General features: G+C 70.9%; 12 protein-coding genes. 6 read left to right on the top strand and 6 right to left on the bottom strand.

Going from position 1 to position 13,974, the window contains the following annotated elements; all coding sequences use genetic code 11:
• The first annotated feature begins 279 nt into the window (after positions 1 to 279).
• Both VGX25_RS33040 and VGX25_RS33035 read left to right on the top strand, forming a co-directional pair.
• A complete protein-coding gene (locus VGX25_RS33040; RefSeq protein ID WP_326921894.1) occupies positions 280 to 2,268 on the top strand; it encodes an erythromycin esterase family protein in 1,989 nt (662 codons plus the stop codon).
• 3 nt (positions 2,269 to 2,271) lie between these two features.
• Positions 2,272 to 2,922 carry a dienelactone hydrolase family protein gene (locus tag VGX25_RS33035; RefSeq protein ID WP_326921893.1) on the top strand — a complete coding sequence of 217 codons (651 nt, stop codon included), beginning with the start codon at positions 2,272 to 2,274 and terminating at the stop codon, positions 2,920 to 2,922.
• Between the two features lie 43 nt (positions 2,923 to 2,965).
• On the opposite strand, the gene VGX25_RS33030 is transcribed toward VGX25_RS33035, so the two are convergent.
• The gene (locus VGX25_RS33030) at positions 2,966 to 3,928 is read right to left on the bottom strand and encodes a hypothetical protein (RefSeq protein WP_326921892.1); all 963 of its coding nucleotides are present in this window, start codon (positions 3,926 to 3,928) and stop codon (positions 2,966 to 2,968) included.
• A gap of 94 nt (positions 3,929 to 4,022) precedes the next feature.
• Here VGX25_RS33030 and VGX25_RS33025 point away from each other — a divergent pair, with 94 nt between their 5' ends.
• Together VGX25_RS33025 and VGX25_RS33020 are read left to right on the top strand one after the other, a co-directional pair.
• A complete protein-coding gene (locus VGX25_RS33025; RefSeq protein ID WP_326921891.1) occupies positions 4,023 to 4,766 on the top strand; it encodes a Sir2 family NAD-dependent protein deacetylase in 744 nt (247 codons plus the stop codon).
• Positions 4,767 to 4,974: 208 nt separating this feature from the next.
• The gene (locus VGX25_RS33020; protein WP_326921890.1) at positions 4,975 to 6,570 is read left to right on the top strand and encodes an SIR2 family protein; all 1,596 of its coding nucleotides are present in this window, start codon (positions 4,975 to 4,977) and stop codon (positions 6,568 to 6,570) included.
• On the opposite strand, the gene VGX25_RS33015 is transcribed toward VGX25_RS33020, so the two are convergent.
• The 3 genes from VGX25_RS33015 to VGX25_RS33005 form a co-directional block, all read right to left on the bottom strand.
• Positions 6,545 to 6,802, bottom strand: coding sequence for a hypothetical protein (locus tag VGX25_RS33015; protein WP_326921889.1), 258 nt, complete (start codon positions 6,800 to 6,802; stop codon positions 6,545 to 6,547). The two genes, VGX25_RS33020 and VGX25_RS33015, sit on opposite strands and share 26 nt — an antisense overlap.
• 301 nt (positions 6,803 to 7,103) lie before the next feature.
• On the bottom strand, positions 7,104 to 8,516 hold the full coding sequence (locus VGX25_RS33010; RefSeq protein ID WP_326921888.1) for a hypothetical protein: 1,413 nt from the start codon (positions 8,514 to 8,516) through the stop codon (positions 7,104 to 7,106).
• Between the two features lie 112 nt (positions 8,517 to 8,628).
• Positions 8,629 to 9,447: an SAM-dependent methyltransferase gene (locus VGX25_RS33005; protein ID WP_326921887.1), complete on the bottom strand. Its 819-nt coding sequence runs from the start codon at positions 9,445 to 9,447 to the stop codon at positions 8,629 to 8,631.
• A gap of 73 nt (positions 9,448 to 9,520) precedes the next feature.
• On the opposite strand from VGX25_RS33005, the gene VGX25_RS33000 reads away from it, so the two are divergent.
• Together VGX25_RS33000 and VGX25_RS32995 are read left to right on the top strand one after the other, a co-directional pair.
• Positions 9,521 to 10,504 carry a penicillin-insensitive murein endopeptidase gene (locus VGX25_RS33000; RefSeq protein WP_326921886.1) on the top strand — a complete coding sequence of 328 codons (984 nt, stop codon included), beginning with the start codon at positions 9,521 to 9,523 and terminating at the stop codon, positions 10,502 to 10,504.
• Between the two features lie 24 nt (positions 10,505 to 10,528).
• Entirely contained in the window at positions 10,529 to 11,944 is a 1,416-nt protein-coding gene (locus VGX25_RS32995) for a M28 family metallopeptidase (protein ID WP_326921885.1), read from the top strand.
• Here VGX25_RS32995 and VGX25_RS32990 read toward each other — a convergent pair.
• Both VGX25_RS32990 and VGX25_RS32985 read right to left on the bottom strand, forming a co-directional pair.
• Complete coding sequence (locus VGX25_RS32990) at positions 11,941 to 13,140, bottom strand: DNA polymerase IV (RefSeq protein WP_326921897.1); 1,200 nt, start codon at positions 13,138 to 13,140, stop codon at positions 11,941 to 11,943. The two genes, VGX25_RS32995 and VGX25_RS32990, sit on opposite strands and share 4 nt — an antisense overlap.
• A 62-nt stretch (positions 13,141 to 13,202) precedes the next feature.
• Complete coding sequence (locus VGX25_RS32985) at positions 13,203 to 13,952, bottom strand: class I SAM-dependent methyltransferase (protein ID WP_326921884.1); 750 nt, start codon at positions 13,950 to 13,952, stop codon at positions 13,203 to 13,205.
• Positions 13,953 to 13,974 lie beyond the last annotated feature (22 nt).

Here is a 13,974-nt window from a genome sequence, read left to right as displayed (position 1 = left end):
CTCGCCCTGTCCGACGCGCTGGCCGCCGAGGTCACCCGCACCTACTTCCCGATCAACCCCTACACCGGGCTGTCCATGGCGGGCATTTCTCATGAGGCAACGACTCCCCCTACGCGGGCATCTTGACGTGAGGCAACGGGTTGATCGAGGGGCGGGTGTGGATAACTGGAGTGTTGTGGATGGCGGGATGAGCTCGGCCGGGCCGCGGGGCGGGCGGCGGGGGACAAAATCCGGGCTGGAGACGGTTGGTCCCGGACCGGGCCGGGTAGCCAACTATGCATGTCAGACCGTCTGTTCAAGGATCGGAGGGACGCCGGTCGGGCTCTTGTCGGGCCGTTGGAGCAGTATCGCGGCCGCGAGGACGTGATTGTGCTGGGGCTGCCCAGGGGTGGGGTGCCCGTGGCGTATGAGGTCGCGGTGGGGCTGGGGGTGCCGCTGGACGTGTTCCTCGTGCGGAAGTTGGGGTTGCCCGGCCACCGCGAGCTGGCGATGGGGGCCATTGCCAGCGGCGGGGTGGCGGTGACCAATGACCATGTGATCCGTGGGACGGGTGTGCCGGCCGAGGTCGTCCGGCGGGTGGCCGACGAGGAGGGTCGGGAGCTGCTGCGCCGGGAGCGGGCGTATCGCGGTGACACGCCGATGGCCGAGGTGACGGGCAGGGTCGTCATCGTGGTGGACGACGGGCTCGCGACGGGGGCGAGCATGCGGGCCGCCATCGAGGCGCTGCGCAACCTCGGCCCGGCGTGGATCGTCGCCGCGGTGCCGGCGGCGCCCAGATCCACGTGCCAGGAGCTGCGGCGCGAGGCCGACGAGGTGGTGTGCGCGACGACGCCGGCGCCGTTCTTCGCGGTTGGACAGTCCTATTGGGACTTCCGGCAGACGTCCGACGCGGAGGTACGGGAGCTGCTTGCGGACGCCCGGCGCCGGCAATCGGTGCAGCGCCCGAGCGAGGTGTCGCTGATCCGGTCGGCGGCGCTGCCGGTCAGCGACGGGGTTCCGGCCGACGACGCGCTGGACCGGCTGGTCGGCGGCGCCCGGTTCGTGCTGATCGGCGAGGCGTCGCACGGCACCCACGAGTTCTACGCGGCGCGGGCCGAGCTGACGCGGCGGCTGATCGAGCGCAAGGGGTTCTGCGCGGTGGCCGCGGAGGCCGACTGGCCGGACGCCTACCGGGTCAACCGGTACGTCCGGGGCCGCGGCGCGGACCCGACGGCCGAGGCGGCGCTGCGCGGGTTCACCCGGTTCCCGGCCTGGCTGTGGCGCAACGCCGACGTGCTGGACTTCGTTGCCTGGCTACGGGAGCACAACGACCGGGCCGGCGACGAGCGGGCCATGGTCGGGTTCTACGGGCTGGACCTGTACAGCCTGCACGCCTCGATCGAGGCGGTGATCTCGTACCTCGCCACCGTCGACCCGGCGGCCGCGGCGCGGGCCCGGGAGCGCTACGCGTGCTTCGACCACGGTGACGCCCGGGAGTACGGCTACACCGCGGCGTTCGGCGCCGGTGCGTCGTGCGAGCGGCAGGTGGTCGAGCAGCTGGTCGACCTGCGGCGACACGCGCTGGAGTATGCCCGCCGGGACGGCATGATCGCCGAGGACGAGCTGTTCTACGCCGAGCAGAACGCCCGGCTCGTGCACGACGCCGAGCGCTACTACCGGGCGATGTTCGGCGCCCGCACGTCGTCGTGGAACCTGCGCGACCGGCACATGGCCGACACGCTGACCGCGCTGGCCGACCACCTGACCAGGCAGCGCGGCGCGCCGGCCAAGATCGTGGTGTGGGCGCACAACTCCCACCTCGGCGACGCACGGGCCACCGAGCTCGCCGCCCGCGGGGAGCTCAACGTCGGGCAGCTGGTCCGCGAGCAGTACCCGGGCGACAGCCGGCTGATCGGGTTCACCACCTACACCGGCACGGTCACCGCCGCCGACGACTGGGGCGCGCCGGCCGATCGCAAGCAGGTGCGGCCCGCGCTGCCGGGCAGCGTCGAGGAGCTGTTCCACGAGGTCGGGCAGAAGGAGTTCCTGCTGACGCTCGGCGCGTCGTCCTCGGCGGCGGAGGCGTTGCGCTCGGCCAGGATCGAGCGCGCGATCGGCGTGATCTACCGGCCGCGCACCGAACGGCAGAGCCACTACTTCCGCGTCCGGCTCGCCGACCAGTTCGACGCGGTGATCCATATCGATGAGACCAGGGCACTCGAGCCCCTCGAGCGCACGGCGCGCTGGGAGTCGGGCGAGCTGCCCGAGGCCTATCCAGCGGAGGTGTGACCAATGCGGATCGCGGCCGCCGGAGCCACGCTGGACGGCGACATCGCCGTGCCGCATGGGGCGCACGGTGTCGTCGTGTTCGCGCACGGCAGTGGCAGCGGCCGGCACAGTCCCAGAAACCGTTACGTGGCAAGGGAGCTGCAGAACGCCGGGCTGGCAACGGTGCTGGTCGACCTGCTCACCGCGGAGGAGGAGCGGGCCGACGCCGTGACCGGCTCGTTCCGGTTCGACATCGACCTGCTCGCGCGGCGGCTCACGGCCCTGACCGACTGGGTGCCCGAGCCGCTTGCCGGCCTGCCGATCGGGCTGTTCGGCGCGAGCACCGGGGCGGCGGCCGCGCTGGTGGCCGCCGCCGAGCGACCGGACGCCGTGCGGACCGTGGTGTCCCGCGGTGGCCGGCCCGACCTCGCCGGCGACCATCTCCGGGCCGTGCGGGCCCCGACGCTGCTGATCGTCGGCGGGCGCGACCAGCCCGTCATCGAGCTGAACCGCGCCGCCATGCCGATGCTGACCGCCGAGACGCGACTGGAGATCGTGCCCCGCGCGACGCACCTGTTCGCCGAGCCCGGAGCGCTCGACCAGGTCGCCCGGCTGGCCGCCGACTGGTTCAGCCGACACCTGACGAGCAAGGAAGGCGCGGTTGTCCGGGAGTGACACCGGATTCCCTCCCTTGCAGGGAAGTCGGGTCACACCGCGGTCAGCCCCGGTAGGCGTTGCGGGTGTAGGTGAGGCTGAAGCTTCCCTCGTTTGCGAAGTAGGTGGAGACCAGGTACGCCGGGTCGGTGGCGAGCAGGCCGCGCGGGATGTCGCCGCCGTCGTTCTGGTCGTCCCAGCCCCAGGGGGAGTTGGCCGCGTTGTCGGCCCCGTTGTCGCCGCGGAAGGTGCCGGGACCGGCGAAGGTGATCGGGTCGGCGCGCCGGGCCCACAGGCCGCCGGGAGCGAACGTGTCGGTCAGTCCGTAGGCCACCGAGCGGTCGTTGCCGCTGGACGGGACCTCGGCGGTGGTTGCGTCGGGCAGGTAGACGACGCCGTCGCCGCCGGGGAAGTTGGCGCCGTTCCACCGGAAGATGCCGTGGCCCTTGGCTTCCTGGAAGGTGGTGGGGTGCGCGACGCCGTCGACGTTCTGCATGAGCAGGGTGCCGTCGACGGTCTCCCGGCCGGAGGTGTAGGTGCCGCCGGCCGGCACGTAGGAGTAGAAGTCGTTGTGCGCCACAGTGACCATGGCCTCGAGCCGGCCGAACGTGCTGCCGTCCTTGCGCACGGTCAGCAGCACGCCCTCCATGTCGTTCTCGTGGGTGAACAGACCGAACGGGTCCGGGAAGTCCTCCCAGTCGCGCGGGTGGTAGTAGGCGTAGACCAGGAACCAGTGGGTCGCGGTCTCCACGACCGAGTAGTAGGCGCCGCCGGTGAGCCGGGACAGCACGTCGTCCTGGTGCTCCCAGTTGTTCAGCGTGTCCCACTCGCCATCGTAGTCCACTGTGGACAGATAGTCCGCGTCGTAGTCGGCCGCGGCGGTGTCCTGGTAGTGGACCGGCGCCCAGCGCAGGGCGAGCTCGGCGTCGGTCGGCACGGCGACGGCGGGCGCGGGCCTCAGCAGCGCCAGCGCGGCGGCGGTGAGCAGGGCGGATCCCACCGCGGTGAGGCGGCGTAGCAGGGTCATGACGCGGACCTCCAGCTCGTAGTGAAAGGGCTTCACATCTACCGGAGCCAACCGGGAAAAGGCAAACACCGGACCAGCGCGGCATTATCGTGAGATGAGCGAGTTGGAACGGGCCAGGGCGCTGGTTGCCGGGGCGGACCGGATCGTGGCCATGACCGGCGCCGGGATCTCCACCGAGTCGGGCATCCCGGACTTCCGCGGACCCAACGGGGTGTGGACGACCAATCCCGGCGCCGAGCGGCTGGCCAGCATCCAGGCCTACGTCGCCGACCCCGAGGTGCGGCGGCGATCCTGGCAGGCGCGCGCGGCGCACACCGCGTGGACGGCCGAGCCGAACGCGGGGCACCGCGCGCTGGTGAGCCTGGAGCGCGACGGCCGGCTGCTGGCGATCGCCACGCAGAACATCGACGGGCTGCACCAGCGGGCCGGCTCCGACCCGGACCTGGTGATCGAGCTGCACGGCACGATGTTCGACACGGTCTGCCTCGGCTGCGGCGACCGCAGGGACATGCGGGCCGCGCTCGACCGGGTGGCCGCCGGGGAGCCCGACCCGCCCTGCCTGAACTGCGGCGGCATCCTCAAGTCCGCGACCATCTCCTTTGGACAGCCGCTGGACGTCGAGGTGCTGCGCCGGGCCCGGGAAGCGGCCGTCTCCTGCGACCTGATGCTCGTGGCCGGCAGCTCGCTCACCGTCCAACCGGCGGCCGGCCTCGTCGGCCTCGCCGCCCGTGCCGGCGCGACCGTGGTGGTGTGCAACGGATCCGAGACACCCTACGACCACCTCGCCGCGGCCATCCTCCGCGAGCCGCTCGGCCAAGTCCTCCCGGCCCTGGTGTAGGAAAGCGATGCCACGCCGCTTCGGAGAAGCACGGCAATGTGCCAGCGCTTTCGTAGCCGTCCGAGGACGGAACGCGATGCACAATGCACGACCATTGACGTGATCTTCGCCGGTAACGGCTCGCGTTCGACCGACGACCTAGCTGCATAGCGGCCAGCAACCTCGCACCTGACTCGAACAGCCTGGTCGTCATGGAGGACAGCCAGCCATGCCGGGTTCGGGTAAACCGTACTTCGACCGGGACGACACGCTCGAGCGCATCGAGCAGATCGCGGAAAAGCAAAAGGTCGTCGTCTACGCCGGCTCGGGCGTCTCCATCGACAAGACGAACCTGACCTGGTCCGGATTGGTCGACAAGCTCATGGCGTCCCGGGTGCAGAACCATGTCGTGCACGAGGTCATCAAGCCGGCCAGCCCGCTGGAGGCCGCCTCGATCGTCAAGCAGATGTACGAGGACGAGTTCGGCGCCAACAACGCCAACGGCGAGATAATCGGCGACCTGCGCAGGATTCTCTACCCGGGCCAACTCTGGCGGCAGGCCGAGTTCCCGCAGGCCGTCATGAAGCTGATCGCCGAACTGAACGACAGCGGCGTCGACTATCACGTCCTGACGACCAATTACGACGACTTTCTGGAAAAGCAGCAGCGTCTTCTGGACGCGGATCGCGAGGATCGCGGCAGGGACCGGCTTCCGCTGAGCACCACGACCATCGACTACGACGTCGACCTCACCGATCGGGACGCGTTCGACGCCCAGGTGCGCCGGTTCGCGCGGTGCGATCACGATGCGGCCGCCGGCCCACGCGGGCACCGGCTGGTGCACCTGCACGGATACGTTCCACAGGATCCGACGGTCACCGTCGGCAGCGTGACCCTCAGCGAGGTCGACTACGCCGAGTCCTACCGGTTGTCCGCGGCGGTTCTCGAGGCATTGCTCCGCGAGCACTCGCTGCTCATCGTCGGGTCGAGCCTGACAGATCCCCCGCTGCTCAACGCCCTGGCGCGAACCAGGAACGAGGCGGCCGACAACAGGCTCCTCCGGCTCGCGGTCATGCCCATGCAGGCCTTCGAGCTGCCCGCCGAGGACAGCGACACCGTCGCCGCGGCCGTCCAGAAGAACATCGGCGACCGGATGGCGCACTTCCGCGTAAAGGTGACCTTCCCCGACTTTTACGCGCAGGCGACCCAATTCATGACCGAGACGCGCATCGCCGTGGCCGAGCACCGAGCGGGTCGTCGCTACAAAGGCTCGGCGGTCCAGCACGGCCGCCGGCTGCGTTCCTGGTGGGAGACGTGGAGCGAGACGCGCTCGGAGAACTGGGGCGCCGCCAACCAGCGGTGCCATGAGCGCCTGCGGGACCACCTGAAGAATCTGCAGGAGCGGTTCGAGCTCACGAACGAGCCCATGAAGCTCGAGCTCTGGATCCGGTGGGAGCCGCAGACGAACCATCGACAGTTCAAGTTGTGGGCGGCGTCCACCGGAACGTGGTGGAACAAGGATTCCATGCGGGTGTCGGACATCGTCAGCCCGCTGAATGGTCTGCCACCCGCCCTGGCGACATTTTGCCGCGGTCGGCCGGAGATCAAGGAGCCGCCGGGCGACCGCTGGCGCACGCACCTGTGTGTTCCGGTGTGCACCGGGGAGCGGGACGGGCAGGAATTACCCGTGGCGGTGATCTCGTTGGCCTCGATGGACTCCGCCACGCGGATACGGCAGAATCAAGCCGCGTCGGTGTCGGATATCACCGAGGCGCTGGCCAGGATCGGGTCGGAGCTGGTCAGCGCCGACCCATTTGGCTCATAATCACGGACCGCACGTTTCCGGCGATCTGCTCCAATGGCCGCGGGTCGTAGTGGTAGGTCAGATAATCGGAGATTTCCTGCTTCACGAGCCGGTCGATGGGACGCAGCCCGTCGACGTTCGTGCGCTCGTGCCTCGCCCGAGCCAAATTGGCCTGGTACTGCGCGATGTCCTGCTCACTCGCGTCGGCGGGCATGGGCGCATACGACACGATCTCCGTCGGTGGCTGTGCCATCGTGACCACCGCCTCGGTCCGGTAGGCGCCGGTGCCCGGAGCTCGGTCCGGTGACCCGCAGCCTACAATGCCGCTATCCGGAGGGCAACCATGCGCAACCGAATCACTACGGAGCGCGTTTGCGGCGACCATGTTCCGTGATGGGCTACCCACAAGTAGTTCGGCGTCAACAGTAGTATCGCCGCCTGACGGCCGACTTAAATGCTGGTCAATTGACGTCATCGCACCGCACCGACCTCATCACCCCGGGCTACTCCTGCACCGCCGTGTACGGTGTGAGTCGATTGAATTCGTCCGGCCGTTACCGGCAGTCCGCACATTCGCACTCCGCGTCCGGGATTCGACCGAGTGTTCGCCACTCCGGCACACCGGTCTCATAGCCGAGATATTCCACGGCGGTGGGCATGTACGAGTCGCTGTAGTTGAGATCGAGACCTTCGGGCTCGAGGAGGCGGCGCGTCCGCGGAAGCAGGCGACCGGACCGGCGGAGCACCGCCTGCTCGACCTCTCGGGTGCGGTAGAGCACCGCGGACACCCGAGCCCGCACGTCGGGCGCGGCGGTCGGGGCCAGGCTGAAGAAGTTGCGCTCCGGGTCGGCGTGCATCGCGTTGAGCATGGCGGCCAGGGCCAGCACCCCGCCGCTCGTGCCGAGGCTGCGCGTCCCCGCGATGAACACGCACCAGTGGGACCGGTCGACGGCCGCGGCGAAGGGGTTGCGGCAGGCGAGCACCATTCCGTAGGTGGGAAAGACCCGCTCGTCGAACTCGGCCTCGTCGCCCCGGGTGTGCGGAAAGAGGGCGCTCAGGCCGGCCAGCCGGGCGGTGAGCACCCGGGAACCGTACGCGGGCAGCTGCCCGGTGGCGTCGCGAAGATCCATGGCAAGCGGCACCGAGCTCTTCGGCCGCTCGAACTCCCGAACGACCGGTTCGAACAGCGTCGCGTGCCAGAAGTTCGTGTCGGCGCCACCGACGATGACGAGATCCCGAGCGGCCAGCAGCGCGGGATCGACACAGTGCTCCGGCCACAGCAGCGGCGACCGGATGCGCGCGCCCGCCCGGCGCAGGGCGTCGGCCAGCTCGGGCACGTACACCAGGTCCTTGATCGCCAGGGTGTGCTCCGGGTCCTGGGCACCGTCGGGCAGCTCGCGCTCGAACTCGTAGGGCTTGAGCGGGATGCCGGCGGCCAGCAGGTCGACCTGCACGCGCGAATGGCGCTGGCCGGCGGTGAACAACGGAAACAACAACTCGTGCGCCTTGCCGACGTCGCGCCGGTTGCTCGGCACCACGATGAGCGGATGCGAAGATCCGCAGAGCATGCGGAGTCCGCCGGCGTAGACCGGATCCGGGCAACGGGCCGCTTCGATCTGCCGGACCGGTGCCGATCGGCTGGCGGCCACCAGTGAGCCGTGCGCCGGCCCCCCGTCCGGTGCGCCCGGCATCGGCCGGCCGAGGCTCAGCAGCAGGTACCGGGTGCGCGGGCTGGACAGCCCCTGGCCGGTCAGGATGGCCGCGGTGACCCCGGCGGCCAGCGAGATGTAGGCGATCAGCGACCAGCTCACTCCGGTGGCGTCCAGAAAGCCCGCGACGATGGCGCTGCTGCTGATTCCGCCGAGAAAGGCCCTGGTGAAATGAACGCGCAAGTGCCGGCGGAGGCGTTCGAGTCGACCGATGAGATAGTGGCGGCGCGGCCCGCCGTCGGCTACGGCATCGCTCACCCGCACGCCTCTTTTCCACTTGTCCTGCCGCATACCTTGTCCGTGCTCAGTATCGGTCGGCCGGGTACGGCATTACACGAATATGGCGCAGTCGCGCACCATTGTCTCGGAACTAGCCCGATTTCCTTGCCACGCCGGCAAAGCCGGGGAAGCGCTCGGGCGCCTCGGTGAAGTAGCTGATGCCGTCCGGGCGCCACAGTGGAAGCGTGACGATGCCCGGCTCGACCGGGTCGAGATCGCCGAACAGGGCGGTGATCTCGGCGCGGGAGCGCAGCACTACCGGGTTGGCGGTGTTCCGGTAGACCGCCTTGAACCGCTCGAGGAACTCCTTGGGCTGACCGGTCATGCTCATGTGTGACAGGGCGAGGTAGCTGCCGGGCGGCAGCGCGTCGCGGTACCGGGCCATGATGTCGGCAAGGCCGTCGGAGTCCGGCACGAAGTGCAGCACCGCCACCGTGAGCAGGCCGATCGGCTCGGCGAAGTCGATCACCTTGCGCAGCTCGGGGGCGTCCAGCACCGAGCTCACGTCGCGCAGGTCCGCGTGGATGAACGCGGTCAGGTCGTTCCCGTCGAGGACGGCCTGGCCGTGCGCGACGGCCACCGCGTCCAGGTCCACATAGGCCACCCGGGCTCCCGGGTCGATCCCCTGGGCGACCTCGTGCACGTTGCCCGAGGTCGGGATGCCGGAGCCGAGGTCGATGAACTGGCGGATGCCCGCCCCGACCAGGAACCGGACCGCACGCTGCAGGAACGCCCGGTTGGTGCGCGCGCCGGCCACGGTCGCCGGCAGCGCGGCGATCGCCCGCTCGGCGGCCTCCCGGTCGACCGCGAAGTTGTGCGCCCCGCCGAGGTAGTAGTCGTACATCCGGGCCGCGCTCGGCGTGTCCAGGTTCACGTTGGGCGGGATGCCCGCGCCCCACCTCCCCGTCATTTTTCCCCATTCGATCTACCGATCGCGTTAGATCTTGACCATACTGGTCCGAACCTCACGACCGGGAGGACAGATGCGTCGAAGCAACCTACGCCGCCTGGTCGCGGCGTCCGTCACCACCCTCGCCGCCGCCGGCGTGGTGATCGTCGGAATTCCGGCGCAGGCCTACGCCAACGCCTTCTTCCACACCCAGAGCACCGGCAACCGCGGCGTCGACGTGCAGGCCATCCAGTACCTGCTCAACCACCACGGCTTCGCCGTCGACCCGATCGGCGTGTTCGGCCCGGCCACTACCACCGCGGTGCGCTCGTTCCAGTCCGCCCGCGGCCTCGGCGTCGACGGCACCGCCGGCCCGGACACCTGGGGCGCGCTGGTGGTGTTGCTGCGCCCGGGAGACAGCGGCAACGCGGTGCGGGCGCTGCAGGTCGAGCTGAACGAGAAACGGCGGATCAGCTTGCCGGTCAACGGGTCCTACGACGCGGCCACCGAGTCGGCCGTGCGGGCGTTCCAGACGCACGCCGGGATCGGCGTCGACGGCATCGCCGGCCCGGTCACCTGGCGCAACCTGGTGTGGCACTACGGCTATCCGGACTTCGCGGCCGGAATCTGCGACAAGGACCCGGACGGCAACGGCACCGCGGCGAACTGGGCCACGGCCGCCGCGATCGGCCAGCTGGAGCAGGCGGTGCGCACGTTCGCCGGCACCGGGCAGGGCCAGGTTCCGTTGGGGGACGCCGGTTTCGAGCACGGCGGCGACATCGGTGGCCACGCCAGCCACGAGGTCGGCCTGGACGTCGACGTCTGGCCGATCCGGACCGACAGCGCGCAGTGCACGGCCGGCCGGATCACCTGGCAGTCCTCGACCTACGACCGGGCCGCGACCCGGCAACTGGTCAACGCGATCCGCTCGGCCGCGCCCGGCCACGTCCGGCTCATCTTCTTCAACGACCCGGTGCTGATCAACGAGGGGCTGACCACCAGCCAGGCCAACCACGACAACCACCTGCACATCCGTTACTGCGAACGGGTGCATCCGAACAGCCTCTACACGTGCTGATCGGCCGCGCGTAGCGTCCCAGGCGTGACTGAACACCCTGCCATTTCCCGGAGAAACATGCTCGCCGGCGCCGCGGCGATCGGCTCGGTGCCGATCCTCGGCGCGGCCACCGCGCACGCCGAGCCGGACTCGCCCGACCCCGGCGGCCGGCACGTGCCGCGCGATCTCCGCGAGATGCTGCGCGAAATCGACCCGCGCAACATCGAGCGGACGATCAACAAGCTGGTCTCGTTCGGCACCCGCAACACGCTGTCGTCCCAGGACCACCCGACAAGGGGCATCGGCGCGGCGCGGGACTGGCTGCTGTCGGAGTTCCAGAAGGCGGCCGCGCCGTCCGGCGGACGGATGACCGTCGAGCTGCAGACGTACATCCAGGACGTGGCGCCGCGGATCCCGGTGCCCACGCCGATCACCAACGTGGTGGCCACGCTGCGCGGCGGCTCGCCGGACTCGGTCGACCGGACCTACGTGGTCAGCGGGCACTACGACTCGATGCCGACCAGCGTCACCGACTTCACCACCGACGCGCCCGGCGCCAACGACGACGCGTCCGGGGTGGCCGCCGTGCTGGAGATGGCCAGGGTCATGGCCACCCGCCAGTTCGACGCGACGATCGTGTTCATGGCCGTGGCCGGCGAGGAGCAGGGCCTGCTCGGCGCCAACCACTTCGCCACGACGGCGAAGGCGGCCGGCCGCAACATCGCCGGCATGTTCACCAACGACATCATCGGCAGCTCGGTCGGGCAGAACGGCGTGCACGACCCGCACACCATCCGGTGCTTCGGGGAGGGCCTGCCGAACCCGGCCAACCCGACGCTGGAGGCCGACTGGCGCCGGTTCGGCGGGTGGGAGATCGAGTCCGCGCCCCGGCAGCTGGCCCGCTACATCAAGGATGTCGCGGAGAACGAGGCCACCCGGATGCGGGTCAAGATCGTATACCGGCGGGACCGGTACGGCCGCGGCGGGGACCACATTCCGTTCCTGCAGCAGGGCTACCCCGCCGTCCGGTTCACCGAGCCGAACGAGGACTACCGGCACCAGCACATCAACGTCGAGGTCCGGGACGGCGTGCAGCTCGGCGACCTGCCGGAGTTCTGCGACTTCGACTACATCGCCAGGGCCGCTCGGGTCAACGCGCTCGCCCTGGCGAACCTGGCCCGCTCCCCGGCCGCCCCGGCCGGCGCCCTGTTCAACGTCCAGGGGCTGCGCGCGGACACCGTCCTGCGCTGGAACCCGAACACCGAGGCGAACCTGGCCGGATACGAGATCGTCCTGCGGGACACCACCGACCTCGAATGGGAGGACGTCATCCCGGTCGGCAACGTCACCACCGTGACGCTGCCCGGCGTCAACAAGGACAACTTCTCCTTCGGGGTGCGCGCGGTCAACCGGGCCGGCTACCGCAGCCCGGTGGCCTTCCCGGGACCGACGACCACCTAGTCGAGGAGGGAGGCCGGGCGCACGGCGGCGTGGCCGAACCGGCCGCGGGCCTCGTCGGCGGCCTGGTCGGCCTCCCGCCAACCCCGCTCCGGGGCGTCCAGGGTGAGCTGCTCGCCGCCGTCGTCGCCGAGCTGCTCGACCCGCACCCCGATCAGCCGGATCGCCCCCGGCGGGGTCTGCTCGGCCAGCAGCTGGGCGGCGGTCCGGTAGATCTGCTGCGTGACGTCGGTGGCCACCGGCAGCGTGCGGGACCGGGTGATCGTGGTGAAGTCGCCGAACCGCACCTTGATCGACACGGTCCGCCCGCGCAGGCCGCGCCGGCGCAGGCTGGCCGCGGTGCGTTCGGACAGCCGCAGCAGCTCACGCTTCACCGCGTCCCGGTCGGGCTGGTCGACCTCGAAGGTCTCCTCGGCGCCGATCGACTTCTCGGCGACCTCGGGCTCGACCGCGCGGTCGTCGTGCCCGTTGGCCAGCGCGTAGAGGTGCTCGGCGGCGGCCACCCCGAGCGTGCGACGCAGCCGGGACAGCGGCGTCGCCGCCACGTCGCCGACCCGCCGCAGCCCCACGGCCAGCAGCCGCTCTGCCGTGCGCTCCCCGACGCCCCACAGGGCCGACACCGGCAGCGGATGCAGGAACGCCAGCGACTCGTCGCGCGGCACCACCACCATCCCGTCCGGCTTGGCCAGCCCGGACGCCAGCTTCGCGACGAACTTGGTCGACGCCACGCCCACCGAGCAGGTCAGGTCGTGCTCGGCGGCGACCCGGCGGCGCAGCTCGGCGCCGATCCGGGCCGGGCTCATGCCCAGCCGGCGCAGCGCCCCGCCGACGTCGAGGAAGGCCTCGTCCAGGCTCAGCGGCTCCACCAGCGGGGTCAGCTCCCGGAACAGCCCCATCACCGCCCTGGACACGGCCTCGTACTTGCCCCGGCTGGGCGGCAGGAAGATCGCCTGCGGGCACAGCCGCCGCGCCCGCGCCGCCGGCATCGCCGAGCGCACCCCGAACGCGCGGGCCGGGTAGTTCGCCGCCAGCACCACCCCGCGCACGCTTCCGCCGGCCACCACGACCGGCTTGTCCCGCAGCTCCGGCCGCTCCCTCAACTCCACCGAGGCATAGAAGGCGTCCATGTCCACATGCAGAATCGGGCACCCCGCGTCGTCCGGCCACCCATCCGGCCCGGCCCGGTACCGCTCGACCATGCCCCTCGGCAGGTCCCCGCTGCGCCCCACGCCCCAAGCATGGCAGGCCGGTACGACTGTTCTTACCCGCCCGCCGTCCCCCCGCCGTGTCCCCGCGTCCCGTGCCGGCGCGCCAGGGCGTGCACGCGGCTGGCGACGTCCCGCAGGGCCGGCACCGTGGCGACCTTGAGCTCGAGGTCGGCGAGGAGGCCGGCGGCGCCGGGGTTGAGGTCCACCGGGGCGAGGTCCTCGAACACGCCGCTGCCCTGGATCAGCTCGACCACGAGGCCGGCGTCGACGAGCAGGCGGCGCAGGCCGTCGGTGTCGAACCGGCGCAGGATCGACTCGCCGGACAGCTGCCCGGCCGGGTCGGCGAGCAGGTCGCGGGCGTCGGTCAGCCGGCCGTGGATCACCCGGTGCAGCACGGCCGCGTACCGGTTCGCCACGACCACCGACATCGCCCCGCCCGGGGCCAGCGCCTCCACCATGGCGCCGACCGTGGTCTTCGGGTCGTCCACCACCTCGAGCACGCCGTGTGCCAGGACCACGTCGGCCCCGGCCTCGGGCACCAGGTCGCCCAGCACGTCGCTGTCGCCCTGCACGGCCGCGATCCGCCCGGACACGCCGACCTCCTCGGCCCGGCGGTGCAGGGTGGCCAGCGCGTTGGGGTTGGGCTCCACCACGGTGACCAGGCAGCCGGCGGCGGCGAGCGGGACGGCGAGGGTTCCGCTGCCCCCGCCGACGTCGAGCACCCTGGGTGGCTCGCCGGCCCGACGCTGCCGGACGGCGGTCAGCTCGGCGTCGAGGGTCCGGCGAACGGCATCCAGTCGCATGCACAGAGAGTAGGACCGTAGG

This window comes from Actinophytocola sp. (assembly GCF_035942955.1).
Lineage (GTDB): Bacteria > Actinomycetota > Actinomycetes > Mycobacteriales > Pseudonocardiaceae > DASYTH01.
The sequence above is the reverse complement of the archived record's forward strand: the minus strand, read 5'-3'. Positions and strand labels throughout refer to the sequence as shown.